The 25,430-nt window shown below is 38.1% G+C and carries 28 protein-coding genes and 1 other annotated feature; of the genes, 1 reads left to right on the top strand and 27 read right to left on the bottom strand.

The genetic code is table 11. From position 1 onward, the window contains the following. Window positions 1–142: 142 nt before the first annotated feature. The 7 genes from GA0061074_RS04230 to GA0061074_RS04260 all read right to left on the bottom strand — a co-directional run bounded on the left by GA0061074_RS04230 (window position 143) and on the right by GA0061074_RS04260 (window position 6,562). The gene (locus tag GA0061074_RS04230) at window positions 143–2,026 is read right to left on the bottom strand and encodes a P-loop NTPase fold protein (protein ID WP_092462173.1); all 1,884 of its coding nucleotides are present in this window, start codon (window positions 2,024–2,026) and stop codon (window positions 143–145) included. Window positions 2,027–2,300: 274 nt separating this feature from the next. Further along, the gene (gene rpsI / locus GA0061074_RS04235; RefSeq protein ID WP_092462175.1) at window positions 2,301–2,693 is read right to left on the bottom strand and encodes a 30S ribosomal protein S9; all 393 of its coding nucleotides are present in this window, start codon (window positions 2,691–2,693) and stop codon (window positions 2,301–2,303) included. A 26-nt stretch (window positions 2,694–2,719) separates the two neighbouring features. Next, window positions 2,720–3,163, bottom strand: a complete 444-nt coding sequence (gene rplM / locus GA0061074_RS04240) for a 50S ribosomal protein L13 (protein WP_092462177.1) — start codon at window positions 3,161–3,163, stop codon at window positions 2,720–2,722. A gap of 156 nt (window positions 3,164–3,319) precedes the next feature. Next, complete coding sequence (gene truA, locus GA0061074_RS04245; RefSeq protein WP_092462179.1) at window positions 3,320–4,069, bottom strand: tRNA pseudouridine(38-40) synthase TruA; 750 nt, start codon at window positions 4,067–4,069, stop codon at window positions 3,320–3,322. A 12-nt stretch (window positions 4,070–4,081) separates the two neighbouring features. After that, window positions 4,082–4,885, bottom strand: coding sequence for an energy-coupling factor transporter transmembrane component T family protein (locus GA0061074_RS04250; RefSeq protein WP_092462181.1), 804 nt, complete (start codon window positions 4,883–4,885; stop codon window positions 4,082–4,084). Beyond that, window positions 4,878–5,744 (bottom strand): energy-coupling factor transporter ATPase, encoded by an 867-nt coding sequence (locus GA0061074_RS04255; protein ID WP_092462250.1) that lies wholly within the window; start codon window positions 5,742–5,744, stop codon window positions 4,878–4,880. The genes GA0061074_RS04250 and GA0061074_RS04255 overlap by 8 nt, the downstream gene beginning before the upstream one ends. Further along, on the bottom strand, window positions 5,720–6,562 hold the full coding sequence (locus GA0061074_RS04260; RefSeq protein WP_092462183.1) for an energy-coupling factor ABC transporter ATP-binding protein: 843 nt from the start codon (window positions 6,560–6,562) through the stop codon (window positions 5,720–5,722). The genes GA0061074_RS04255 and GA0061074_RS04260 overlap by 25 nt, the downstream gene beginning before the upstream one ends. A 195-nt stretch (window positions 6,563–6,757) precedes the next feature. Between GA0061074_RS04260 and GA0061074_RS04265 the strand changes: the two genes are divergently transcribed. Next, complete coding sequence (locus GA0061074_RS04265; RefSeq protein WP_092462185.1) at window positions 6,758–7,360, top strand: TrmH family RNA methyltransferase; 603 nt, start codon at window positions 6,758–6,760, stop codon at window positions 7,358–7,360. A gap of 137 nt (window positions 7,361–7,497) precedes the next feature. On the opposite strand, the gene GA0061074_RS04270 is transcribed toward GA0061074_RS04265, so the two are convergent. From GA0061074_RS04270 to GA0061074_RS04365, 20 genes are all read right to left on the bottom strand, one after another. Next, on the bottom strand, window positions 7,498–9,177 hold the full coding sequence (locus GA0061074_RS04270) for an NAD(P)/FAD-dependent oxidoreductase (protein ID WP_092462187.1): 1,680 nt from the start codon (window positions 9,175–9,177) through the stop codon (window positions 7,498–7,500). Window positions 9,178–9,447: 270 nt separating this feature from the next. Beyond that, entirely contained in the window at window positions 9,448–10,392 is a 945-nt protein-coding gene (locus tag GA0061074_RS04275) for a metal ABC transporter solute-binding protein, Zn/Mn family (RefSeq protein ID WP_092462189.1), read from the bottom strand. Beyond that, on the bottom strand, window positions 10,376–11,236 hold the full coding sequence (locus tag GA0061074_RS04280; protein WP_092462191.1) for a metal ABC transporter permease: 861 nt from the start codon (window positions 11,234–11,236) through the stop codon (window positions 10,376–10,378). Before GA0061074_RS04280 ends, GA0061074_RS04275 begins: the two co-directional genes overlap by 17 nt. A gap of 1 nt (window position 11,237) precedes the next feature. Beyond that, complete coding sequence (locus GA0061074_RS04285; RefSeq protein WP_092462193.1) at window positions 11,238–11,972, bottom strand: metal ABC transporter ATP-binding protein; 735 nt, start codon at window positions 11,970–11,972, stop codon at window positions 11,238–11,240. Between the two features lie 216 nt (window positions 11,973–12,188). Continuing rightward, window positions 12,189–13,082 carry a serine hydrolase gene (locus GA0061074_RS04290; protein ID WP_092462195.1) on the bottom strand — a complete coding sequence of 298 codons (894 nt, stop codon included), beginning with the start codon at window positions 13,080–13,082 and terminating at the stop codon, window positions 12,189–12,191. A 173-nt stretch (window positions 13,083–13,255) separates the two neighbouring features. After that, window positions 13,256–13,621, bottom strand: coding sequence for a 50S ribosomal protein L7/L12 (gene rplL, locus GA0061074_RS04295; RefSeq protein WP_042491800.1), 366 nt, complete (start codon window positions 13,619–13,621; stop codon window positions 13,256–13,258). Between the two features lie 87 nt (window positions 13,622–13,708). Continuing rightward, window positions 13,709–14,212, bottom strand: coding sequence for a 50S ribosomal protein L10 (rplJ, locus tag GA0061074_RS04300; protein ID WP_092462197.1), 504 nt, complete (start codon window positions 14,210–14,212; stop codon window positions 13,709–13,711). A 29-nt stretch (window positions 14,213–14,241) separates the two neighbouring features. Continuing rightward, window positions 14,242–14,368, bottom strand: a sequence feature (ribosomal protein L10 leader region). 65 nt (window positions 14,369–14,433) lie between these two features. Continuing rightward, the gene (gene rplA / locus GA0061074_RS04305; RefSeq protein ID WP_092462199.1) at window positions 14,434–15,123 is read right to left on the bottom strand and encodes a 50S ribosomal protein L1; all 690 of its coding nucleotides are present in this window, start codon (window positions 15,121–15,123) and stop codon (window positions 14,434–14,436) included. A 94-nt stretch (window positions 15,124–15,217) separates the two neighbouring features. Next, complete coding sequence (rplK, locus tag GA0061074_RS04310) at window positions 15,218–15,643, bottom strand: 50S ribosomal protein L11 (protein ID WP_042491805.1); 426 nt, start codon at window positions 15,641–15,643, stop codon at window positions 15,218–15,220. Window positions 15,644–15,786: 143 nt separating this feature from the next. Next, entirely contained in the window at window positions 15,787–16,344 is a 558-nt protein-coding gene (gene nusG, locus GA0061074_RS04315; RefSeq protein ID WP_092462201.1) for a transcription termination/antitermination protein NusG, read from the bottom strand. A 103-nt stretch (window positions 16,345–16,447) separates the two neighbouring features. Continuing rightward, window positions 16,448–16,618, bottom strand: coding sequence for a preprotein translocase subunit SecE (gene secE / locus GA0061074_RS04320; RefSeq protein ID WP_092462203.1), 171 nt, complete (start codon window positions 16,616–16,618; stop codon window positions 16,448–16,450). 21 nt (window positions 16,619–16,639) lie between these two features. Then, window positions 16,640–16,789, bottom strand: coding sequence for a 50S ribosomal protein L33 (gene rpmG, locus GA0061074_RS04325; RefSeq protein ID WP_092462205.1), 150 nt, complete (start codon window positions 16,787–16,789; stop codon window positions 16,640–16,642). A gap of 67 nt (window positions 16,790–16,856) precedes the next feature. Continuing rightward, window positions 16,857–17,408 (bottom strand): RNA polymerase sigma factor, encoded by a 552-nt coding sequence (locus tag GA0061074_RS04330; protein ID WP_159426651.1) that lies wholly within the window; start codon window positions 17,406–17,408, stop codon window positions 16,857–16,859. A 123-nt stretch (window positions 17,409–17,531) separates the two neighbouring features. Beyond that, window positions 17,532–18,365 carry a 23S rRNA (guanosine(2251)-2'-O)-methyltransferase RlmB gene (gene rlmB / locus GA0061074_RS04335; RefSeq protein WP_092462209.1) on the bottom strand — a complete coding sequence of 278 codons (834 nt, stop codon included), beginning with the start codon at window positions 18,363–18,365 and terminating at the stop codon, window positions 17,532–17,534. Then, the gene (locus GA0061074_RS04340; RefSeq protein ID WP_092462211.1) at window positions 18,349–18,774 is read right to left on the bottom strand and encodes a Mini-ribonuclease 3; all 426 of its coding nucleotides are present in this window, start codon (window positions 18,772–18,774) and stop codon (window positions 18,349–18,351) included. The genes rlmB and GA0061074_RS04340 overlap by 17 nt, the downstream gene beginning before the upstream one ends. Before the next feature lie 58 nt (window positions 18,775–18,832). After that, window positions 18,833–19,453: an orotate phosphoribosyltransferase gene (gene pyrE, locus GA0061074_RS04345; protein ID WP_092462213.1), complete on the bottom strand. Its 621-nt coding sequence runs from the start codon at window positions 19,451–19,453 to the stop codon at window positions 18,833–18,835. A gap of 2 nt (window positions 19,454–19,455) precedes the next feature. Beyond that, window positions 19,456–20,163 (bottom strand): orotidine-5'-phosphate decarboxylase, encoded by a 708-nt coding sequence (gene pyrF, locus GA0061074_RS04350; protein ID WP_092462215.1) that lies wholly within the window; start codon window positions 20,161–20,163, stop codon window positions 19,456–19,458. Between the two features lie 10 nt (window positions 20,164–20,173). Further along, a complete protein-coding gene (locus GA0061074_RS04355; protein ID WP_092462217.1) occupies window positions 20,174–21,148 on the bottom strand; it encodes a dihydroorotate dehydrogenase in 975 nt (324 codons plus the stop codon). A 19-nt stretch (window positions 21,149–21,167) separates the two neighbouring features. Further along, window positions 21,168–24,344 (bottom strand): carbamoyl-phosphate synthase large subunit, encoded by a 3,177-nt coding sequence (gene carB / locus GA0061074_RS04360; RefSeq protein WP_092462219.1) that lies wholly within the window; start codon window positions 24,342–24,344, stop codon window positions 21,168–21,170. Further along, complete coding sequence (locus GA0061074_RS04365) at window positions 24,337–25,422, bottom strand: carbamoyl phosphate synthase small subunit (protein WP_092462221.1); 1,086 nt, start codon at window positions 25,420–25,422, stop codon at window positions 24,337–24,339. The genes carB and GA0061074_RS04365 overlap by 8 nt, the downstream gene beginning before the upstream one ends. Window positions 25,423–25,430 lie beyond the last annotated feature (8 nt).

A 25,430-nucleotide genomic window follows, 5' to 3' on the forward strand; every position in this document is an offset into this window, starting at 1 on the left:
GCTGATAACCATAGAATCCACTTATCCCAATAATTACTAATGCTATAACACCACGCCTCCCGTATATTTTTATGTGATAATAATTACCATATATTATATAATAGAAAACTTTTAATATACAAAAAGAATATATTATCTATAATTAATCACTCAATTTATTATTAATATCCTGTAATGTTTTTAATAAATTTTTCAAATTAAATTGATCAATTTTATCAATTTCAGCTGAATATTTAAGGAATTCTTCTACATCATTAATAAATTTCTCTAAATCTAAAGTTTCATTTTTATGAAAATCTTTAATGTTTAAAATGCCAATATATTCAGAATTTAAATATTGATTTAGCATTGGAGCTTTTGAACCCTTCACTAGTAAATCTTCATAAAGAAATTTTGAATTAATAATTTCTCTAAAAATATTTATTTTAAATCCTTTTATAAGTATTTTACGTTGAGTTTCATAATCTTTTGAAAAAATAGAGTGTAATAATTTTTGAGCAATATTCTTAGATTTTTTGTCATTTACTGATTTAACAATATGTTTTACATGTTCCATAACTTTTTTGTTCCGAGCAATTGCAGTATACAAAAAAGCAATGAGCGATTCATCAAATAATTCACCGTCTTGTAGTATAACTTCTTTATTAACTGCCTTAGCTAATAAATCAAGTAAAATTTTTAAATAAGGCTTATCAGCTAAGTAAATACCATTTTCTTCAAAAAAAACGAAATTATTAATTAAAGATAAAATATTTCCAGAAGTCTCTCCTGAATCACAAAATTCTTCAAGTAATGTCTCCTGTAACTCTTTAAGTTGAACATCATTCATTTCTCTAAAATAAGATAATTTCGAAAGATTTGAAGTATTACTTTCTGTACTAAATAATTCACTCCAATTTTCGACAAATTTTTGCGCATCAAATACACCATTAAAAACTACATTATTTATTTCATTTGTGTATATAATGTTTTCACTTAATGTTTTATCATGATGATAGCGTAATGTTATTTGTTCCGCTTTTGATTTCTCCTCGTTCTCATTTAAATGAATAAAATGAAAGTCTCTTGTATTAAGAATATTACCTAATTGATACAAATCACCACGTACTAATCTCCCTTCTCTATATTCATTAGCAATCACAAAAAGATTTAGAAATGCGGATCTTTTAATACTATCCACTTTTTTTCCCTCGTTATGACAATTGCCCAGATACTTATCTAAAGATTGATCAATTATATCGAATGTTTCTAAAATAAATTGAAGCGTTCTTAAATTAAACTGATCTTTATTATTTTGAACATACTCAGCTAAAATATTCACCAACCAAATAGAATCATTTTTCAAATAATTTATCTCAGATTTTTCAAAAAAATCCCTTTTTACACTCTTTATATCATATGAAAATGGAATAATTCGGCTAATAGTTTTTTCATAAATTTTATTGAATCTTTCTGGTTCATTAGAAATGATTTCCTTTGAATTACCTACTATAATAACGCGATACCCGTATGATTCAATTATGTTGGTAAGTAAAAATCCAAGGAAATCAGATATTTTAATACTATTATTGATTCTCTCTAAATCATCAATAACCAATACTGACACTTTTTTTTTACTTTGTTCTTGTAATTGTTTCCTGATTGTAAATTCACTGGCTGCATTAGCCAATGGTTTAAAAACAGACAATTTATTACCAAATACACTAAATAAACCTTTGGCTATTCTCTTTGCATCCTTAATATTTTCCTTAGTGGCATTATTTTCTAAGTCTAATCCAATACTTGAAATAAAAAGATTATTTATTAAATCTATTTTTAATTCACTAAGGTTTTCGTACCCATAAACAGAAAAATAAACTACTTTATGTTTTATTTGTAATTGAGGAATGACCTTATTTTTAAGAAAATAAGTTTTACCCGATCCCCAAGGTCCATCTAGCATAATAGCAAATTGATCTTTGGCTGATACAAAATTTAATAAACTGTCTAAAATACTATTGTTGTCTATATTGTTGGTTAGCTTCATAATCCCCCCCAATAATATTGGTTTGTGCACAAAAATATGTAAATTCATTATATTTATAAATTTTAGTATATCACTAAATTTATAGCGTTATCCTGCATTATTTCCATTCAAAAACAAACAATAATTTATTCCCAAATGCTATTTCAGAGAACTTCATATTAATGATTTTCATACATTATCAACCACAAAAAAACTCCCAAGTCGGTAAAACCAACTTGAGAGTTATTTTTATATTCGGATCTTGAACAATCCCATAAAGTGTAATAAGTAAATATTAACGCTTTGAGAATTGTGAAGCCTTACGAGCTTTCTTAAGACCTGGCTTCTTACGTTCCTTCTTACGAGGGTCACGAGTAAGTAGACCGGCCTTCTTCAATGAAGCGCGGAAGTCAGGATCAACTGTCAATAGGGCACGGGCGATACCGTGACGGATTGCACCAGCTTGACCTGAGAAACCTCCACCATTAACGTTAACCAAAACATCGTAGTTTCCTAGAGTTTCAGTAACGTTAAATGGTTGCACCATAACCTCACGCAAGTTAGCGAAAGGAATGTATTGTTCTGATGAAAGACCATTGATCGTGATGGCACCGTTACCAGGTACTAGACGTACACGGGCAACAGAGTTCTTACGACGGCCAGTTCCAGAGTATTGTACTTGAGCCATGATTAAACTATTCTCCTTTCGTTAAATTAAATAAGGTTGGTGATATCCAACACTTCAGGGTTTTGAGCTGCGTGTGTGTGCTCTGAACCAGCAAACACATGTAGCTTCAAAGCTTGTTGGTGACCAAGAGTACCCTTTGGCAACATACCTTGAACTGAAAGTTCGATCAAACGTTGTGGGTTCTTCTCGCGCAAGTCACCTGCTTGACGCATCTTCAAACCACCTGGGTGATTTGAGTGGTGGTAATAAATCTTGTCAGTAGCTTTCTTACCAGTCAAAGCAACTTTACCAGCATTGATAACAATAACGTTATCACCAGTATCGATGTTTGGTGTATAAGTAGGCTTGTTCTTACCACGCAAGATTGATGCTACTACAGTTGACAAACGTCCTAATGCAATATCAGTTGCATCAACGATGTACCACTTGCGATCGATCTCACCTGGCTTTGCCATATAAGTTGTACGCATGGAAAATTTCCTCCAGTTTTCTGTTTGTTTACTTTACCAATAATTAAAAAGTCGTACCAGGACATTCCCATTTGTGGTTGGTAAACAATACCGAATACTATATTATCTCGTTTTAGATAATTAGTCAATGAAATGACCCTGGTAACTTGACCTTTTTTAATATTTAACGTCCATCAAATATAATCCTTGGGCTGGTGCGGTAAATTGGGCTTGCTGGCGATCTTTAACTTCAAACAATCGCTGAATATCATCTACCGGACGAATACCATTACCAATCTCTAATAACACACCAACCATAATCCGAATTTGGTTATACAAGAAACCATTTCCTGAGAATTCAAACCAAATTTCTTCTATTTCGGGTTTAACCCACATTTTAGCAGAATATACCGTTCGTACCGTCGTTTTTTGCTGAAAACCTGATGCAACGAAACTTAACCAATCATGTTCACCAACATAATCACCGATTGCTTGTTGCATAAGTTCTGGATTTAAACGACGATGCCAATGGCCGGTATAATTGCGCTTAAATGGATCAATATATTCCGTTGTTGAAAAGCGGTAAAAATAAGTTTTATCATGGGCATTAAATTGCGCATGAAAATCATCTGACACCTTTTCAACTTTTTTAATACCTATATCGTACGGTAACATCGTTGAAAGCCCCTTACGAACCGCGTCAGCCGGAATGTCAAAGGGTAGGTCAAAATGTGCGACCTGTCCCTTAGCGTGCACACGAGCGTCTGTACGTCCTGATCCTTGCACGCGAATATGCTCAGCTGGATTCTTAGCCATCTTATTAACGACTAATTCCATCTCGGCTTGTACCGTACGTTTATTTGGTTGTACCTGCCAACCATAAAAATCAGTCCCATCATAAGCAATGGTCGCTTTATAACGTGGCATATTTCATCCTTTCTACATCATCCAACGTGTTGCAATTAAAACAACCGTAAAGATAATAAAACCAATAACTGCAATCGTGTCTTGCATATGCCATGTCAAAACGCGATATTTTGTTCGTTGATCACCACCACGGTAACCACGTGCTTCCATTGCATCCCCCAACTCAATTGCTCGTTTAATAGCGTTCACAAACAACGGAATTAGAAGTGGCACAAATGATTTAATCCGGGTCATTAGTCCACCCTCATTAAATCGTACCCCACGTGCTCGTTGCGCATTCATAATACTTTGCGCCTCATCCATTAACGTTGGCACAAAACGCAAAGCAATGGATAGCATTAATGCTAATTCGGAAACGGGTAGTCCGAGCTTCTTAAATGGTTTTAACAAGCTTTCCATACCATCAGCAACAGCTAGTGGTTGTGTTGTTAAGGTTAAAATTGTTGAAAACATAATAATCAACATAAAACGAACAAACACCACAATACTGTTAATAACACCATCAGTTGTTATTTTAATGAACCACCAATGCACTAAGACATCCCCCGTTTGCACGAAGAATAGCTGCAATAGGGTCGTAATTAGCATCAATAAAATCAACGGTCTAACACCGCGAATAAAGACACCAACACCCAATCCGGTCAACATAATTGCAAACAATGTGAAAAGAGTCGCAATTACATAACCAATCACATTATTAGCAAAAAAGATAACAAAGATAAAAGCGATACTCAAAACTAGCTTCGTGCGCGCATCTAAACGATGAATCCACGAATTACCAGGCATGTATCGACCAATAATCATATTACTAAACATGATTTACCTCCCCTTTTAACTGGGCGGCTAACTGATCAGCTAATTGATCAATATCTAACACATCATGCAACTGAACGCCCTTTTGTGCCAAGGCATCCGCAAATTGCTTAGCTGCCGGCACGTCTAACTGCTTTTCACGTAGCCAAGCCTCATCAGCAAAGATGTCGGCTGGTGAACCTTCCTTAACCACAGTACCGTGTTCAAAGACAACAACATGGTCAGCATATTGTGCGACATATTCCATTTGATGCGTAATTAATACAACGGTTAATTGCTTCTCTTTTTGCAAATCAGTAAACAACTGCATTAACTCTTGTTGACCTTTTGGATCTAAACCGGCCGTTGGTTCATCTAGAATTAACAAATCTGGCGCCATCGCAATCACACCAGCAATTGCCACACGACGCATTTGCCCACCAGACAATTCAAACGGTGAACGTTCATACAATTCATGTGCAATACCGACTTTTTCCAGCGCTACCTCAGCCGACGCCTTAGCAACTTCTTCAGATGCACCAAAGTTTTTAGGTCCAAACATCACATCTTTTAAAACGGTTTGTTCAAATAACTGTGCTTCAGGGAATTGGAATACTAATCCAATATGTGAGCGAACCTCATTTAATTCTTTTAATTTCGTTTCAGCGGTTACAACCTGCTTGCCGATAGTGACAGTACCGGTCGTTGGCAATACCAACCCATCTAGATTTTGGACCATGGTTGATTTACCTGAGCCGGTATGACCAATCACAGCAGTAAATTGCCCTTCTGGAATATTAAAAGAAACATCATGTAATCCTGGTGTCGCAAACGGCGTATTTGGTTGATAAGTAAACCCTACTTGGTTGAAATTGATTGCCATAACCATGTCACCAACCCTTCCGTTGTCAAATATTCATCAGGTACCGTAATACCGCGTTGACGTAACTTTTCTTTCAACTGCTCTGCAAAAGGAACCGCTAAACCAAAACGACGCAATTGTGCGGCATTAGCAAAAATATCTGACGGCACACCAGTTTCAATTAATTCACCATCATTAATAACCATAACGCGATCAGCACTAGCTGCCTCATCAATATCATGCGTAATCGAAATAACCGTCAATTCACTGCCCATACGTGCCTTTAATTCACGTACCAATGCGATCATCTCCCGACGGCCTTTTGGATCCAACATTGCTGTTGCCTCATCTAAAATCAAAATTTTAGGTTGTAATGCTAATACTGAGGCAATCGCCACACGTTGTTTCTGTCCACCTGACAAACGTGCTGGTTCACGGTCTGAAAAGGGCATCATCTGAACTTCTGTTAATGCAGCATCAACCCGTTTTATCATCTCTTCACGGACGATGCCACGGTTCTCCATACCAAATGCCACATCATCTGCAACTGTTGCGCCAACGAACTGATTATCAGGATTCTGAAAAACCATCCCAACCATGTCACGAATGGTCCACATGTTTTCTTCATTGGCGATAACATCATTAATTTTAATTTCACCCTTAGTAGGTGCTAATAAGTAATTTAGTAATTTTGCAAAAGTTGACTTACCAGAACCATTATGGCCGATAACGGCAACCCATTCACCTTTTTCAATTGTCAGCGACAAATCATGTAAGGCTAGCGTTTCACTATTTGGATATGCGTAATCTACATGCGACAACGATATAATTGGCGTCATGTCCGCGCCTCCTTTTTATTTTCTCATAACTATTATCATAACAAATTAATGACCAATATGCTTTGAAATGTGTTATTTCATCTTATTTTATCAAGCATTGTTTCGTTTGACACGTGATATTGCCACGACTAAAATAAAATTATTATACAATCGTTTTTTAATTAGGTTTATCCCTAATTCACAAGGAGACTCACTATGTCAGAAATAGACCTTAGCCGTTCAGCAGATTATCGTAACGTTACCGACTTTTATAAAGGTAAAACGGATGATGAAATCCGTACTGCCCTTGATATGCAACGCGGTGAAATGATTTCTATCATGCAAAATTTAAGTCATGATTTTAATAAGGCATCTGCTGTTCGAAATAGTAATGCATTCGGTATGCGTAAACTTATTTTCTTAAATCCTGAAAACCCAGCAATTCCAGATGCTAAGGAAGGCATTAAAAAATGGGATCGCCGCGGTTCATTAGGTACGCAAAATTATGAACATATCGAACATCATCGCATTATTGATTATCCTGCTATTTTTGAACAATTACATCAAGAAGGTTATACAATCTACGCTATTGATAACACCCCTGGTTACAATCCACAATCACTATATGATATGCATTTTCCTGCCAAATCAGCATTCTTGTTTGGTGAAGAAAAACTTGGCTTGGCTGATGATTTAATTGCAGCCGCTGACGAAATGGTATATATCCCCCAATATGGTAGTGTTCGCTCAATTAACGTTGGTGTTGCCCATGGTGTTATTGCTGCATTCTATGCTTCACAACATCAACCTCATGCCTAACAAGAGAGAGACAAAAGTCGTTTTGAAACGTGTTTATTCATAAAACTTACAGGCTTATAATTAATATATTTTGAACAAAAAAATCACTGATGACAGTAATGTTTACTATCATCAGTGATTTATTTTTTTATAATTAATTATTTACGCATATCGTTGTAGCGTGAACGAGCCTTACCATACCATGAGTTAGCAAAAGTACGTTCTAGCATTGGTGTTACCCAGTAGTCCAAACCGATTGTACGACCAGCACCGTTCATTAATGCTAGTGATGCAAATGGAATCAACAAAGCGGCAACGCTAACACCTGATCCGGCAAATACCATTACCAAACCAAAGATGAAACCGATGAATGCTGACAATGAAGTCAACAAACCAAAGGCTAGTAACCAACCAATAATTGTTGCAAGAACACCAGCACCGCCACCAAGTGTTGCACCTAGTGAAATCCAAGTAATTCCCATTACAATACGCAAAGGTACAGCCCACAAGACGTTACCAACACGTGAAGTCCAACCAAAGAATGGGTTACGTCCGTTTGGTGTACGGAAGAATTCATCCAATGTGTATTGGAACATGTGGTATCCACTTGTAATTTGCATAAAGAAGTAGAAGTTAATGATGTGCTTGAACATGTTGGCGATGAAGCCAGTTACAGGCAATCCTTCCTTACCAAGCTTCATGTTACCAATTTGTTGTACAACACCAACAGTGTAGTGTGAACCGATTGATACGGCATAACCTTGGTAGTGACCCTTAAATTCATGACGATCACCAGTTTGACCAGTTACATCATAAACAATGTTAGGGACAACTGTGTTGGCAGCTGATTCTCCACCTTCAACAGTTTGTGGTGTCCAACCAGCACGTGGATTGTCAGGATCTGCCAAAGCAGGTTCTTGATAAGCAGCCACGTCACCAGCAACATAGATATCTTTTTCGCCCAAAGCACGTGAGTATTCATCAGCTAGGAAACGACCACCAGGGCCTTGTTGCAATCCCCACTTAGCACCTTGTGGCTTAGCCTTAACACCGGCAGTCCATACCAAAGTTTCAGTAGGTACTTCTGTACCATCCTTCAATAGAGCAGAGTGCTCCTTAACTTCAACGACACCAGCTGACTTACGCAACGTGATGCCGTGGTTGATCATGTATTGCTCACCCTTATCAGCCAACTTACGGTCTGAAAGCATGTTCAAAATCGTTGGTACAGCTTCAATAACTTCCAACTTGATTTCTGATTCGTCCAAGTTGTTAGCACGTGCTAATTCACGACGTTGTTCAATCAATTCACCAGCTAATTCAACACCAGTAAATCCTGATCCAACAACTGCAATCGTCAACTTAGCAGCACGTAGCTCTGGATCTGATTCCATGGCACCTTCACGAATAACTTCTTCGATATGTGCACGTAGCTTAACAGCTTCTTCAAATGACCACAATGTGTATCCGTATTCTTCAACACCAGGTGTACCGAACGTGTTAGTTGTACCACCAGTAGCAATAACTAGCTTCTCATATGTAAATTCGCCTTCTGAAGTCTTAACGACATTGTTAGCCTTGTCGATATCTTCAACATTTGCCGTGACAATCTTCACATTTGACTGGTGCTTGAATAGCGTACCCAAATCAAATTGAACGTGCTTTGGTTCAACACGCTTCGTAGCAACTTCGTGCAATTCAGTCATATAAGTCATAAATGAATGACGATCAATCAAAACGATTTGATAATCAGTATTTTTTAACTTTTTAGCCAACTTACGAGTAGCGAATACTCCAGAAAAGCCGGCTCCTAGTACAACAATGTTCTTACTAGACATTTAAAATTCTCCTCAATAAAAATTTCTACAACATAAATAAATTTATAAGTCCAACGATACATTGTATCGTTGAAAAGCTCATTTGTAAATATTATTGCTCAACTCCAAACGAAGTCTGCCCAAGCGATAATATTTCAACACTTCCATTATAGCAACTTTTTAAAGAAAACAATCACAAATTCTTCATATTTTTTTAAATTGTTTTTAAAACGCAGTCCACAAAAAAGTACATTAATTAGAAAAAGTCCTAATTAATGTACTTTAATAGTCTTATTTTGCTAACATACCATCGTGAATTTTATCAATATTCCACTTAACCATGTCGTAATAAGTATCCCCTTTAGTACCCTTCTTAGCCAAAGAATCTGTATAAATCTTTGAATAAATTGGTAGGTTAGTTTCTTTTGACACTTGTTTCATTGATTTTGGTGAAACTGAACTTTCCACAAACAATGATTTTACATCAGAATTATCAATTTTAGCCAATACTTGCTTCATTTGTTCTGGTGTACCTTGTGCTTCGGTATTAATTTCCCAAATAAACGCAGGTGTAATACCGTATGCCTTTGAGAAATACTTAAAGGCTCCTTCCGAAGTCACAAGCAAACGTTGTGACGCTGGAATATCTGCAAACTTATGTTGTGCTTCAGTATGCAAAGCTTGTAATTTCTTAACATAAGTATCAGTACGCTTTTGATATGCCTCAGCATGCCTAGGATCTTTTTCCTGCAAAACTTGACTAATCAATTTTACGTACTTCACACCATTATTTAAGTCTAACCAAGCGTGTGGATCCGTTTCATTTTCTTTACCTGATTCAGTTAAATACATTGGCTTAACATTCTTTGAAGCTGCGAAAACTTCCTTATTATCGCGTTTGTTAGCAGTTTTCGTTAGCTTATTAAACCAACCACTACCACCAGTTTCTAAGTTCAGACCATTATGGAACAATACATCCGCTTCAGTTGCAGCTGCAATATCGTTTGTAGTTGGATCATACTCATGCGGATCAGTTCCACGTTTTACAATGCTGTATACATCAACATCCTTACCACCAACTTGTTCAACCATATCTTCTAAAATAGAATTGGTTGTAACAACGCGTAATTCATCACTTTTAGCATTAGTTTGTTCATGACGATTCTTTACAAAAGCCACAATACTCCCACCAGCTACTAAAACAATTAATAAGACAATACTAATCTTCTTTAACATTTTTTACTCCTAGTTTGGTAATAAATCCTTGCTTAGGCGCAATAATAAATGAAAGTAAAAATATTATTGCTGCAACCAATACAATGGCTGGTCCTGACGCCCAGTTCATTGTATACGACAAATACAAACCGATTATGGAAGCAACGGCACCAATAGTTGATGACAAAACCAACATATAAACTAAACGATTTGTCCAAAGAAAGGCTGTCGCAGCTGGCGTGATTAACATCGCCACAATTAAGATAATTCCAACAGTTTGTAGTGCTGAAACCGTAACTAGTGTCAGAATAATCATCAGACCATAATGGATAATACTTGTATTTAAACCATATGATTTAGCAAAAACCTCATCGAACGATGTGATTTGCAACTCTTTAAACAAAATAACAACGAACAGAATCACAATTGCTAACACAACAACTGTTGATACTAGGTCTTTATCCGATACGGCTAGAACATTTCCGAATAAAATGTGATGTAAATTCGTTGATGATTCTGCCATTGAAATCAGAATAAATCCTAAAGCAAAAAATGCTGAAAATACAATTCCAATAGCAGTATCATTTTTTAGCTTACTGTTTGCAGCAACAAAACCAATTAGCAAAGCAGCAATCACACCAAAGACAGTAGCACCAATTAACAAATTGACACCTAACATATATGCAACGGCTACCCCTGGTAGAACAGAATGTGAGATAGCATCTCCCATTAATGACATACCACGTAAAATAATAAAACTACCAATAATACCGGACATAATTCCAACCATAATGGCGGCAATCAACGCACTTTGCAAGAAGTTATAATGTCCTAATGCATGCATGAATTCTACTATACTAGCCATTTTAAGCACCTGCCATCTTATTAAACAACACGGCACTCAAATCAGCAGAAAAGGCTTGTTGTATATTCTCCTGAGTATAAACCGTTGCGACGGGACCATGCGCAATAATACCGTGATTCATAATCAATAAATCATCAAAGTACGCTGCGACCTTATTCAAGTCATGATGAACAACAATAATAGATTTACCATCATCACGCCATCCACGTAATACATTCATGATTTCTTCTTCGGACTTCATATCAATTCCAACGAACGGTTCATCTAAAATAACAACATCTGCTTGTTGCACAATTGCCCGTGCCACAAAGACTCGCTGTAATTGACCACCTGATAACTCGCCTATTTGACGATGCTCAAATTCCAATAAATTGACCTGCTTTAAAGCATTTCGTGCCGCCTCCTTTTCCTCGCGACCAGGGCTTTTGAATAATCCTAACTTACCATACGTACCAGTTAGAACCACCTCAAAAACACTGATTGGAAAGGTTAAATCAAGCGCAGCACGTTGTTCAACATAAGCAATTTTTTGCCGTACGCGATTAACACCAACACCGTCTAATGTTGTTTGACCCGAATGGCGAACAAGCCCCAAAGCACCTTTGATAAGTGTTGATTTTCCTGCCCCATTTGGTCCGATAATACCCGTAATTTTACCAGGTGCAAACTTAACCGATAAATCCTTAAATACAGGCACATTGCTGTAAGCGACTGTTAAGTCGTTGATTTGCAGCATAAATATGTCTCCTATTCTATTTTTTGTTGTCGCTAAAAATATTTTTTCATAACGCAACTTATTCATAATAATAAATTTCATAAAACTAATCAATATGTTTTATGAAATGAAAAATATTTGTAATCATATATCGTTTTTGTAAAGGAAAGTTTTACGAACTATTAATTTGGAGACAAAAAAACAACCAATACATTCATCGTATCGGTTGTTCTTTTGTTATTTAATCAGCTCTCGATAAGTTTGGCGTGATAATTTTTCAATTAAATCAATACCACTCTGTTCAGATACGTCACCATTCGTCAACACGGCAATAACATAATCTGCTTTTTGTGTTTTAATATGTCCTAAACTATTTACCATCCAGCCGTCATCATCGTCTGGTAGCCAACCATTTTTGAGTGAAATTTGGGCATTTTTAGGAACACCTGCGCTAACACCCCAAGCCTGATCATCATTAACTTGACTCATCAAACTGCGCGCATACTGCTGTGAATCAGCAGACAGAACATTACTTTTATAAAAAATATTGCGTAATAGTTTGATTTGATCAGACGCTGTCGTTGTTGAGTAGCCCCACGCACCCGCATTCATCTGTGAATCATTCATACCTAATTTTTCAAAAAGATTATCTGGCGCTTGATAGCCTCCCATTTGATACAACAAACTAGTTGTTGCATCATTATCACTAGCTGTAATCATACTATTAGCCAATTCTTTTTCATCATCCGTTAAATCGGTCTGTGAATTTTCATGTTCCAATAACAGCTCTCCCAATACTGAAACTTTAATGGCACTAGCCGTAACAAATTTATCAGTATTACTATGACGTAATGTAATTAATTCTTTCTTCTTATTATCATAGACAGCAATATCAACATTGATTGACTGTTTGCTTAGTGTTTTTTGCCATGACTGCTTGAGACTTTTTTTATGATTGACTAACCCAATTTTGGGTCCAACGGTATCAATGATTTTTTCACGTTGCGTCCAAACAAAAGCCGCTAAAAGAACCGTTACTATGCCCACAAGTAGAATTGCTAATCTTTTTGATTTATTAATTTTTGCATGTTGGTTATTCTGGCGTAACCCTCTTTGTTTTTTATTTCTCATAGCTACTAGTCTACAGTATTAACCTTTAAATAACATAACTTAATCATTTAAAAATTGTCACAATTCGCATAATCAGTCATTATTTTTAGCAGATTAAACAAACACAAAAAAAGCTACTTGCATAACACAAGTAGCTTTTTTAGTCATTTCTGACTTTTTATCTAAAGACCGAATTACTTTACAGTAACTACGGCACCAGCTTCTTCAAGCTTTGCCTTCAAGTCGTTAGCGTCGTCTTCTGAAAGACCTTCCTTGATAACTGAAGGTGCATCGTCAACAAGACCCTTAGCGTCCTTCAATCCCAAACCAGTTGCTTCGCGAACTGCCTTGATAACCTTAACCTTAGCTGAACCAGCTGAAGTCAATTCAACATCAAATTCAGTCTTAGCAGCGGCGTCACCACCAGCTGCACCAGCTGCTGCAACAGGGGCAGCGGCTGAAACACCAAATTCTTCTTCGATAGCTGAAACCAAGTCAGCCAAGTCCATGATCGTAGCTTCCTTCAATGAAGCAATGATTGAATCCTTATCAAATGCCATGATAAATAATCTCCTCTTAATATTTGCGTTAATTGCAAGTTTTATTTATGGGCTATGCCCGTTTAAGATGCGAATCTAAGCGAATGCTTAGGCTTCTGCTTCTTCCTTTGAATCTGATACAGCTTTAACTGCATAGGCAAAGTTGCGAACAGGTGCTTGCAATGTTGACAACAACATTGATAGCAAACCGTCGCGGTCTGGCAATGAAGCGTACTTATTGATTTCATCAATAGATACGATATTACCATCGATGAATCCACCCTTGATATCCAAGGCATCGATTTCATCAGCATACTTCTTCAATACGCGAGCTGGTGCAATTGCATCATCATTTGAAAATGCAACGGCTGAAGGACCAGCAAACAAATCGTTCAATTCAGATAAGTCAGCTGCTTCAGCGGCACGAGTCAAGACTTTGTTCTTGATAACGTGTAGCTCAACACCTTCTCCACGTAATTCAGCACGCAAATTGTTTGATTGCTCAACAGTCAATCCACGCACGTCAGCAACTACGGCAGACGTTGCGTTCTTGAACTTGTCAGCAACTTCGGCAACTTGTTGTGCTTTAACAGCAATGGTTGCTTCACTCATGGTGTAATGTTCCTCCTGTTTAGATTTTGATTCTTACCAAAAGACCCCCAGTACATTCTGCACCGGGGGTCAAAAGTCGCTTTCGCGTTTTTCACTTCCTCGGCGGGATATTAAGTCTTACGACACCTGCGTCTTAGGTAGAATCGATTTATTACTTCAACTACTTTAACAGGTAGTCGAGGAAGTGTCAACACACACTTACTATTTTAGAAAATTTCTAATTATAGTGAAGCGATGTCGATGTTCACAGCAGGACCGAATGTTGAAGCGATTGATACGTGTTGTACGTATGTTCCCTTAACAGCGGCTGGACGTGAACGCAAGATAACATTAGCCAATGACTTGATGTTTCCTGCAAGCTTGTCAGCATCGAATGATACCTTACCAACTGGTACAGCAACGTTTCCGTCACGATCAGTACGGTAAGTAACCTTACCTGACTTAGCTTCTGAAACGGCCTTTGCAACGTCAAACGTTACAGTACCCGTCTTAGGGTTAGGCATCAAGCCCTTAGGTCCCAAGACACGTCCAACACGTCCAACTTGTGCCATCATATCTGGTGTTGCAACAGCAACATCAAAGTCTAGCCATCCACCTTGGATACGTTGTACCAAATCAGCAGCACCAACAACGTCAGCACCAGCTTCTTCAGCTTCCTTAGCCTTATCACCTTGAGCAAAGACAACAACAGTTTGGTCTTTACCAGTACCGTTAGGCAAAACAACGGCACCACGCAATTGTTGATCAGCTTGACGCGTATCAACGTTTAGGTTAAATGCAATTTCAACAGTTGCATCAAACTTGGCAAAGTCAATGTCCTTTACCAATGCAGCAGCTTCTTCAACAGTGTATAACTTAGCACTGTCAACTTTTTCAGCAGCTGCTAAATAATTCTTACCATACTTAGCCATGGTAGCTATTCCTCCTTGCAAATGCGGTCAAACGGTCATCGACCTCCCGCTTGATCTTGCTTAGTTTCCTACGCGATCCGTACGTTACTTGTTATTAGCCTTCAACAGTGAAGCCCATTGAACGAGCAGTACCTTCGATCATGCGAACAGCTGCGTCTACATCAGCTGCGTTTAGATCTTGCATCTTAGTTTCTGCAATTTCACGTACTTGTGCTGCAGTAACTGTTGCGACCTTCTTCGTGTTAGGCTCACCAGAACCCTTTTCAACACCAGCGGCCTTCTTCAAAAGAACAGCTGCTGGAGGAGTCTTGGTAACGAACTCGAATGAACGATCTTCATAGACAGTAATAACTACAGGGATCAACAAACCACCTTGATCAGCAGTGCGAGCATTAAACTCCTTTGTGAATCCCATGATGTTAACACCAGCTTGACCCAAAGCAGGTCCAACTGGAGGTGCAGGTGTAGCCTTACCGGCTGGAATCTGCAACTTAACAATACTTGAAACTTTCTTAGCCACGATTGTTTCCTCCTTCGTGTTTGTGGTGTAAATGGCGCGTTTCGATTTACGCCTCCCACATATGCATCTATTAACAACACATACTAGATTATAATAACAAAACCCTTGCCACTTGGCAAGGGAAGTGTTCAACTTTATTTAATTTATTTAACAGGCTTGATGTCGTTAAATGAAATTTGTGTTGGTGTGTCACGACCAAAGATATTAATTAATACCGTAACTTCTTGGTGTTCATCATCAACGTCAGTAACAGCTGCACCTTCTTGGCCAGCAAAGCTACCAGAAATAACATCAACCAAGTCACCTACTGCTACGTCCAAATGCTCAACCTTACGTTCAACCATGTTCATACGAGCTAACATGTCATCAACTTCTTCAGGAAGCAATGGCACTGGTTTAGAACCTCCACCGTGAGATCCCAAGAATCCAGTAACACCTGGTGTGTTACGGACAACGTACCAAGCTTCGTCGGTCATAATCATTTCTACCAAAGCATATCCAGGAAAATCGTTTTCCTTAACGATCTTCTTTTCACCGTCTTTTTCAACTTCGACTTCTTGTTCTGGTACCAAGACACGGAAAATATAATCCGTCATCCCCATTGTTTCAATACGTGATTCCAAATTTGACTTTACACGATTCTCATATCCTGCATAAGTATGCAAGACGTACCATTGCTTATCGAATGACTCAGTTGCCATGATTGCCTCCTCAGACTAATTGACCTAATTTTTTGTAAATTAAAAACCCTCATATCTGAGGGCTTTATCTGCTAATTTATATTGATAGTATAGCGCATTTTGTTTACTTAGACAACCAAGTAATCGCTTGTTCAAATACCCAATCCGCTGCACCAAAGATTAAAGCAAATGCTAATCCAGTTATAACAACGATTGTTGTATTATGAACATTTTCATTGAATGTTGGCCAAGTCACTTGATGCATCTCATCAATAACACTTGATATAAACTTCATCACATTACTCCTGCTAAATACTTACATGGTTTCACGATGTAAAGTGTGACTATCACAATACTTGCAATACTTCTTAACTTGTAAGCGATCCGTACGTGTTGGCTTTTTAGTTACCATATAATTACGTGAACCACAAACACTACATGCTAAAGCGACTTTTTTCACTGCCATATGGCGTTACCGCTCTTTCTATATTTGATTTTATGACTAAAAGTGTAGCACTTTTACTATTAAACAGCTAGTGTTTTCTTACCTCACCATTGTAAAATAACTGCCACTTACGACGAACGCCATAACACCATGACCGCGAACGATTAATTATCTTAGCGGCCTCGACCATACCATAACCTTGCACCAATAAACTGACTAATTCACGTTCTTTAGCAGGTAAGGTTACGTACCACTCGGCAATAAAGTTTAACAGTTCATTCGCTGTTTGCTCACATGTTGAAACGGTTTGTTGCGTCTCATATGACACAATGGTTTCTTTTAAAATTGGTACTTGAAAATCAAGCACCCGATATTCATTACGCCATAATTGCACCACATGTGTTCGTAAAGAACGTTGATAATAGACCGTTAATGCAGCCCACGTTTGGTTACGTAATAGACTAAGTGTCTTATGCAACACAACTCGACATTCCTGTTGCCAATCATTGGGTTGCGGACGAATACGCTGTTGCTGATACATCTTCCAAACAAGACCTTCAAATTGTTTCAAGATTTGTTCAAAAGCTTGTTCATCCCCAGCTTGAGCCCGAACAATTAATTCTGATTGATTGTTATCCACCACCATTTATCACCCTTTCCCTACTAATGTAAGAAAAGCATATAGGGCTTCATGTTAATTGCCAAAATTATGTTAGCTATTATATCTAATTAACTGTGGGTTATGTCGTTAAATCATTAGCTTTTATGATAATGGGTTACGGCTATTATAACCTTGATAGATTAACAAACTAGCCGCTACCGAAGCGTTTAGACTCTGAACATGTCCAATCATTGGAATCGTTAAAGTTTCATCAACCGACTTCTTAAGAAGTGGTGAGATTCCCTTACCTTCATTACCAATAATCAACGCGGTTGCCCCTTGAGCATCCCAGCGACGATAATCCTTACCATTCATATCAGTACCAAATACCCAAACACCACGCTCTTTTAATTGCTCAACCGTTTGTACTAGATTTGTCACACGCGCAACGGGAACGTGTTCAATCGCACCCGTAGATGTTTTAGCAACGACTGATGTTAATTGCACTGCGCGACGTTTTGGAATGATAATACCATGGACACCTGCTGCATCTGCTGTTCGCATGATTGAACCCAAATTATGAGGATCTTCAATTGAATCAAGCACTAAGAAAAATGGTGCTTCATTCTTTTCAGCTGCTTTAGCAAACAAATCATCAATAGATGCATATGCATATGCTGCAATTGATAACACAACACCTTGATGGTTTTGACCATTCGTCAATTCATCAAGTTTTGCTTTTGGTGCATCTTGGATAATCAAACCACGCTTCTTTGCTAAGCCACTAAGCTCATTACGTGCTTTATCTGCCAACCCATTTTGTAACCAGACTTTGTTAATTTCAGTTGTTCCTTTCAAAGCCTCAACTGAAGCATGGTGACCAAATACAAATTCAACCTGGTCATCGTCTTGTTGGTTGTCTAATTTAGCAGTTCTCTGACGACGTTGCTTTGCTGGTTTACGATCAGCTTGTCGCTTGTTATTTTGTTGTCCCATGATTTACTGTTCGCCCACTTTCCACTTGTTTATAAATCCATGAAATTATTTCTTCTAAGCGTTCTGTCTGACCGCTTGCACCTAAGTAACCCATCACTGCTTCAAAGCCAGTCGAAATACGATATGTGACCACGTCAGTATTTTTAGCCTTTGTATGTGAGTTGGCATTACGACCACGTTTAAAATATTTTTTCTCAGTCTCAGTATAAATATCATCTGCTTGTATCAATTCATACAATGCCGCATGAGATTTAGCCGAAACATACTTTGTTGCTTCACGTTGTAACATCGCTGGCTTGGTAATACCCTTTGCTAGAAGATGTTGGCGAATATAAACTTCATACACTGCATCCCCATAATAGGCTAAATCCAAACCATTTAATTGTTCATAATTTATCTTCTCATTCATGTTTCCTATCATACCATTTTATCCACAAAAATTGGATAGTAAGTATTACTTAACCTTTTTAAATGAGTGTTTGTCGCCATTCTTGAATCATAGTTAATTCATTAGCTGTAATTTTTCCAGAATGTTGGGCAACTTGAAGTAAGCTAGAAAAATTACTTAATGATGCAAAATTTGTTTGAGCTGTGGCAAAATTCTTGTCTGCTGCAGGTAATTCATAAGAAAAAATTGACACCACACCAATCACGTCACCAGCTTCAGCACGAGTAGCCTTAACAGCGCCCAACACTGAACCACCCGTTGAAATAAGATCATCAATCAAAACTACTTTTTGTCCTTGAGTCAAAGCGCCTTCAATTTGCTTACCAGTACCATGATCTTTTGGTTTCGCACGTACATAGATTAAAGGTAAATTCATCTCCTGCGCTACCCAGGCTGCATGTGGAATTCCTGCCGTTGCAACCCCGCCAATTACTTGAACATCAGGATAGTGCGTTTTAATTAAATCAACCAAACCAGCTATCACAACCTGTCGTTCTTCTGGGAATGAAATGATTTTACGATTATCGGTATAAATTGGGCTCTTAATACCTGAAGCCCACGTAAAAGGATCATTGGGTTGCAACTTAACCGCTTCAATGTCTAACAATGCCTTAGCAACTTCAGTTTGATAATTTGTCATATTCACTCCTCATTAAATGCTTTAGTAATTTTTTCATAAGCTGCTACCGGATTAGTTGCTTGTGTAATTGAACGTCCGACTACAATGCCGTCAGCGCCATTCGCACAAGCCTGTTGCGGTGTCACAATTCGCTTTTGATCACCTTTATCATCACCCGCCAAACGAATGCCTGGTGTGATTGATAAAAAGTCTTTACGAGTTGCTTGATGAATCATCTTCGTTTCAAAAGCCGACGAAATGACCCCGTCCATCCCCGCATGATCTGCAATCTGCGCTAAGTGAACTACTGATTCTTCTAATGATACGGCTAACTGCTGCGTTACTTGTAACTCGTCTGGTGTAAATGATGTCAACTGTGTAATTGCCAGTAACTTCGTCTGTTTATTACTTACTTCAATTGCTGCTTTAGCTGCTGATAGCATTCGTTCACCACCAGCTGCATGTAATGTTAAGTAATCAATTCCCAAGCGAGCTAGATTTTTCGTTGCCTGACCAACAGTGTGTGGAATGTCGTATAATTTCAAATCCAGAAAAACGATATAGCCACGTGCTTTTAAATCAATTATTAATTGTGGGCCTTCACGATAAAACAATTCCATGCCAACTTTTACAGCCAAAGATTGTTGCGTTGAAAATTGATCTAAAAAATGCCAAGTCGTTTGTGCATCAGCAAAATCTAAAGCAATAAATATTGGTTTGTCTTTATTCATATTCACTCCTTTATTGTTGGAATTTTTCTTGATATTTAACCCACTCATCTTCGTTATCCATTAACGGATGTAAAGCATGTGTCACATCAACAACCGTTTCAAAATGATATTTATCTAGTGCTGCCGGCAATTGTTTAATTAATTTTGGCAAAAATAAAGGATCTTCACTATTCATAATTCCCACTTGAACTGCTGAAGCACCTGCCATCATTAGTTCTAATGCGTCATCAATTGTCGTTACACCACCAACACCAATAATGGGAATGTCAACAACCGAGGCTGCTTCCCAAATTAGTTCTACCGCTATTGGATGAATAGCTTGTCCTGACAAACCACCTTTACCACGATATAGACGAACAGAACGATTCATTAAATCCAAACTCATCCCAACCAGCGTGTTAACCATAGTCAAACCATCTGCCCCTGCTTTTTCAGCAGCAATTGCTAATGGCTTAATATCCGTTACATTTGGTGATAATTTGGCATAAATGGCTTTGGTTGTAACTGCGCGAACTGCACTAACTGCTGCTGTAATACCTTCAGCCGTTACACCAAACGCACGACCACCTTCATCAACATTTGGACATGAGAGGTTTAACTCAATCGCACTAATACTTGGTATTTGTTCAATAATTGTTGCTAATTCTTCAAATTCAGCGGCCGTTTCACCTGAAATTGATAACATTTTAGGTAAATCAGGCAATGCTGTCGCTAATTTTGGTAGGAAGTCTGCCTTCACTGCAGCCATACCAGGATTAGCCAACCCAACTGAATTTAACACCCCTGCTTTTGTCTGTATCTTCCAAGGTTGCGGGTTACCTTTACGTGGACTAATCGTTGTTGTTTTTAATACCAAAGCACCTAACTCATTCAAATCAAAATCATCTATGTGATCTAAACCATAATAATATGATCCTGATGATGGCATGAATGGATTCTTTAATTCTAAGCCGGGCAATGACACAGCGTAACGTTCGTTATTCATGGGGTATGTCTCCTTTATTTTACGCAGGGGTAACAGTAAACGATTGTGATTCAAGTACACTTAGTAATGCTCTTACAGTATCGAAAGCTGTAAATAACGGTACAGCATTTTCGATAGCTGCATTACGAATACGACGACTATCATTAACTGTCGCAATGTCTTGATGTGTTGAATTAATAACCAATTGTAATGCGCCGCTACTTAGAGCAGTGACTGCATTATGAGTTGTTTCACTAATTTTATCGAGGATTTGGACACGTAACCCATTATCTTGTAGGTACATGCCCGTCCCAGCTGTTGCAAATAATTGGAAGCCCAACTCATCAAAACGTTTAGCTAAAACAAGCGCCTCGGCTTTATCTTCATCAGCAATCGTAAACAACACATTACCTGTATGTGGGATTTTAATATTTGAAGCAACGAAAGCCTTATACAAAGCCTTTTCAAATGTCTTATCTGATCCCATCACTTCACCAGTTGACTTCATTTCAGGTCCCAATAATGAATCGACCGCTGGTAACTTTGTAAATGAAAAGATTGGTGATTTAACATGAACCATATCTGATTCTGTTACCAAGCCCGTCTCAAAGCCCATATCGTTTAATTTTTCACCCAGCATCACGCGCGTTGCCAATTGTGCTAACTTTAAATTCGTCACCTTTGAAATAAATGGTACTGTTCGAGAAGCACGCGGATTAACTTCAATAACGTATGCTGTATTATCATGAATTACAAATTGTACATTCATTAACCCAATTGTTTTAAGACTCTTAGCCAAAGCAATGGCAGCATCAACAATCTCCACACGCACCTTATCTGATAATGTTTGCGTTGGATAGACAGACATTGAATCACCAGAATGAACGCCTGCCCGTTCAATGTGTTCCATAATGCCAGGAATTACCACTGTTTGACCATCTGATAAAACGTCCACTTCTGCTTCTGAACCAACCAGGTATGAATCAATCAAAACTGGATGATCATGTGATACTTTCACGGCACGTCCCATGTAATCTTTTAATTCAGCTTCATTATTAACAATCTCCATTGCACGACCACCTAAAACATATGAAGGTCGTACTAATACGGGATAACCAATTTCAGCAGCTGCCTCTAACGCACCGATAATCGTTGTCGCCGTCTTACCAACTGGTTGTGCTAACCCCAATTGTTTAATTACCTGATCAAATTCTTCACGGTCTTCAGCCCGATTTAAATTATTAACATTCGTTCCTAAAATATTTACGCCTGCTTCAACCAACGGTTCTGCTAAATTAATGGCTGTTTGTCCACCAAACTGTACAACAACCCCGACTGGCTTTTCTAAGTCTGTAACATTTAACACATCTTCTAACGTTAGTGGTTCAAAGTACAACTTATCCGAAACAGAAAAGTCAGTAGAAACCGTTTCTGGATTCGAATTCATAATAATCGCTTCATAACCAGCTGCTTGAATTGCTTTAACCGCATGCACAGTTGCATAATCAAATTCCACACCCTGTCCAATCCGAATAGGTCCTGACCCCAAAACCAAAACACTTGGTTTCGAGCTAATAATAGATTCATTTTGCATTTCATAAGTTGCGTAATAATACGGTGTTTGTGATTCAAATTCAGCGGCAACCGTATCAACCATTTTATAAACTGGCTTAATAGCTGCTTTTGTCCGTTGATCTACAACTGCTTTAACTGGCCATCCCCAAATATCAGCGATTGTTTGATCAGCAAAGCCATTCTTTTTAGCATTTAACAAAGCTTGATTATCACCGACATGTTGGGCTAAATCTTGTTCGATTTCAATTAAGTGCAATACCTTATCCAAGAAAAAATAGTCAATCTTGGTGCGATTATGAATTTCATCAATTGAAATACCCCGTCGTAACAATTCGCCAATCATAAACAGGCGATCATCACGAGCCGGCATCAAATCTACCAACAACTGCTCAGTCGTCACATCATTAAAGTTAATGTCGCGTAATCCAATTGCACTAATTTCTAATGAACGTACCGCTTTATTCATCGCTTCTTCAATGTTGCGACCAATTGCCATAACTTCCCCGGTTGCCTTCATTTGCGTCCCCAAATGGCGATCAGCCGTTGTAAATTTATCAAACGGCCATCGTGGAATTTTAACGACTACATAATCTAACGCAGGTTCAAAAGCTGCTTTGGTTGTTCCTGTTACCGGATTTAAAATTTCGTCCAATGTTAACCCAACCGCAATTTTGGCTGCCATTTTAGCAATTGGATAACCTGTTGCTTTAGATGCTAGAGCTGATGAACGAGATACACGTGGATTAACTTCAATAATGTCATATTCAAATGAGTTTGGGTTCAAAGCCATTTGAATATTAACACCACCCTCAATTTTCAAAGCACGAATAATTTTTAAAGCTGCGTCACGCATCATTTGAAGTTCACGATCAGCTAAAGTTTGTACTGGTGCAACCACAATCGAATCGCCTGTATGAATACCAACTGGATCAAAATTTTCCATCGATGCAACAATAAGCGCATTATCGGCTGCATCACGCATCACCTCAAATTCAATTTCTTTATAACCCGCAATTGATTGTTCAATTAGAACTTGTGTAACTGGTGATAACTCTAATCCATTTGAAGCAATTTCTTTTAGTTCAGTTTCATTATTAGCAATACCACCACCAGTACCACCCAAGGTGTAAGCTGGTCGTACAATCACCGGATACCCACTTTGATTAGCAAAATCGACGGCCTCAGCAACCGTTACAGCAATCAGCGAATCTGGCACTGGTTCATGCAACCGGTTCATTAAATTCTTAAATGCTTCACGATCCTCAGCCTCTTCAATGGCTGATAGCTTGGTACCTAACAAAATAATTCCTAGTTCATCTAAAATACCAGCTTCTGCTAATTCTTTGGCCATGTTCAAGCCCGTTTGACCACCCAAAGTTGGTAAAATTGCATCTGGGCGTTCTTTACGTAAAATACGTGCTAAAAATTCGAACGACAACGGTTCAATATAAACTTCATCTGCGGTTTCACTATCCGTCATAATGGTCGCCGGATTAGAATTAACCAAAACAACTTCGTAGCCTTCTTCTTTCAAAGACATAGCAGCTTGAGTTCCTGAATAATCAAACTCAGCGGCTTGACCGATAATAATTGGCCCTGATCCGATTACCAAAATTTTGTGAATATCTGTACGTTTAGGCATGTTGTCGTTGTCCTTCCTTGTTTTGTGCAATCATTGCTAAGAAATCATCAAATAAATATTCTGCATCATGTGGACCTGGTGCGGCATCTGGATGAAATTGCACTGAAAATGCGGCGTGGTTCTTTAAATGCAAGCCTTCAACAGTATGATCATTAATTTCTTCATGAGTGATTTCTAGGTTGGTTCCTGATATCGAATCAGCAGCAACAGCGTATCCATGGTTTTGCGATGTAAAATCAATTTGATCTTTTACCATATTACGAACGGCATGATTAAAGCCACGATGACCAAACTTTAATTTGTAAGTCTCAGCACCATTAGCTAGCGCAAATAATTGATGACCTAAGCAAATTCCCATCAATGGCATGTTTTCTTGTAATTCACGAATAACAGGTAAAATGTGGGCCACGTCTTCTGGATTTCCTGGTCCATTTGAAAGCAAGACACCATCTGGCGCCATGTCTAAGATTGTTTTAGCATCCACGTCTGCCGGAAAGACCATCACATTGACACCTCGTTTTGCTAACGAACGTAAAATTGAATTCTTCAAACCAAAATCAATTAGTGCAATCGAAGGACCGTCTGTTGGATTAACGTACGTCGTTTTAGTCGTCATTTTGTCAACTTCATCAGTTACGGGCTTTGCTGCTTGTAATTGATGAATTGTTGTTTCGGTAACCTCATCAACAATTACCGCTCTCATCACCCCTTGCTCGCGAATTTCTTTTGTTAAAGCACGTGTATCAATCCCCGTAATACCTGGCAAATTCATTTTTTCAGCCCATTCAGCTAGCGACATTTGTTGACGCCAATTAGATGGCCGACGGGCAATTTCATGTGTGACAATCGCATTCGCTGTCGGCTTTAATGATTCATAGTCATCACGATTAATACCATAGTTACCAATTAGTGGATACGTAAACATTAAAATCTGACCCGAATAAGAAATATCTGTTAATGATTCTTGATAACCCGTCATCCCTGTATTAAAAACAAGTTCTCCTGCAACATCCTGTGTTGCACCAAACCCTTCACCAGTGTAAATTGACCCATTTTCTAAAACTAAATAACGTCGCATATTCCCTC

Source organism: Weissella bombi, assembly GCF_900094835.1.
Taxonomy (GTDB): Bacteria; Bacillota; Bacilli; order Lactobacillales; family Lactobacillaceae; genus Weissella; species Weissella bombi.

Coding starts and splice junctions, on each gene's coding strand:
- rpsI (WP_092462175.1), bottom strand. CDS start 2,693: ATGGCTCAAGTACAATACTCTGGAACTGGCCGTCGTAAGAACTCTGTT.
- GA0061074_RS04250 (WP_092462181.1), bottom strand. CDS start 4,885: ATGTTTAGTAATATGATTATTGGTCGATACATGCCTGGTAATTCGTGG.
- rpmG (WP_092462205.1), bottom strand. CDS start 16,789: ATGGCAGTGAAAAAAGTCGCTTTAGCATGTAGTGTTTGTGGTTCACGT.
- GA0061074_RS04230 (WP_092462173.1), bottom strand. CDS start 2,026: ATGAAGCTAACCAACAATATAGACAACAATAGTATTTTAGACAGTTTA.
- rplM (WP_092462177.1), bottom strand. CDS start 3,163: ATGCGTACAACTTATATGGCAAAGCCAGGTGAGATCGATCGCAAGTGG.
- GA0061074_RS04260 (WP_092462183.1), bottom strand. CDS start 6,562: ATGACGCCAATTATATCGTTGTCGCATGTAGATTACGCATATCCAAAT.
- pyrE (WP_092462213.1), bottom strand. CDS start 19,453: ATGACAAATTATCAAACTGAAGTTGCTAAGGCATTGTTAGACATTGAA.
- pyrF (WP_092462215.1), bottom strand. CDS start 20,163: ATGAATAAAGACAAACCAATATTTATTGCTTTAGATTTTGCTGATGCA.
- GA0061074_RS04265 (WP_092462185.1), top strand. CDS start 6,758: ATGTCAGAAATAGACCTTAGCCGTTCAGCAGATTATCGTAACGTTACC.
- carB (WP_092462219.1), bottom strand. CDS start 24,344: ATGCCTAAACGTACAGATATTCACAAAATTTTGGTAATCGGATCAGGG.
- nusG (WP_092462201.1), bottom strand. CDS start 16,344: ATGGCAACTGAGTCATTCGATAAGCAATGGTACGTCTTGCATACTTAT.
- rplJ (WP_092462197.1), bottom strand. CDS start 14,212: ATGAGTGAAGCAACCATTGCTGTTAAAGCACAACAAGTTGCCGAAGTT.
- secE (WP_092462203.1), bottom strand. CDS start 16,618: ATGAAGTTTATATCAAGTGTTATTGATGAGATGCATCAAGTGACTTGG.
- GA0061074_RS04290 (WP_092462195.1), bottom strand. CDS start 13,082: ATGAGAAATAAAAAACAAAGAGGGTTACGCCAGAATAACCAACATGCA.
- GA0061074_RS04285 (WP_092462193.1), bottom strand. CDS start 11,972: ATGCTGCAAATCAACGACTTAACAGTCGCTTACAGCAATGTGCCTGTA.
- rplL (WP_042491800.1), bottom strand. CDS start 13,621: ATGGCATTTGATAAGGATTCAATCATTGCTTCATTGAAGGAAGCTACG.
- GA0061074_RS04255 (WP_092462250.1), bottom strand. CDS start 5,744: ATGGCAATCAATTTCAACCAAGTAGGGTTTACTTATCAACCAAATACG.
- GA0061074_RS04355 (WP_092462217.1), bottom strand. CDS start 21,148: ATGAATAACGAACGTTACGCTGTGTCATTGCCCGGCTTAGAATTAAAG.
- GA0061074_RS04340 (WP_092462211.1), bottom strand. CDS start 18,774: ATGAATGAGAAGATAAATTATGAACAATTAAATGGTTTGGATTTAGCC.
- GA0061074_RS04270 (WP_092462187.1), bottom strand. CDS start 9,177: ATGTCTAGTAAGAACATTGTTGTACTAGGAGCCGGCTTTTCTGGAGTA.
- GA0061074_RS04365 (WP_092462221.1), bottom strand. CDS start 25,422: ATGCGACGTTATTTAGTTTTAGAAAATGGGTCAATTTACACTGGTGAA.
- GA0061074_RS04280 (WP_092462191.1), bottom strand. CDS start 11,236: ATGGCTAGTATAGTAGAATTCATGCATGCATTAGGACATTATAACTTC.
- rlmB (WP_092462209.1), bottom strand. CDS start 18,365: ATGGGACAACAAAATAACAAGCGACAAGCTGATCGTAAACCAGCAAAG.
- GA0061074_RS04275 (WP_092462189.1), bottom strand. CDS start 10,392: ATGTTAAAGAAGATTAGTATTGTCTTATTAATTGTTTTAGTAGCTGGT.
- rplA (WP_092462199.1), bottom strand. CDS start 15,123: ATGGCTAAGTATGGTAAGAATTATTTAGCAGCTGCTGAAAAAGTTGAC.
- truA (WP_092462179.1), bottom strand. CDS start 4,069: ATGCCACGTTATAAAGCGACCATTGCTTATGATGGGACTGATTTTTAT.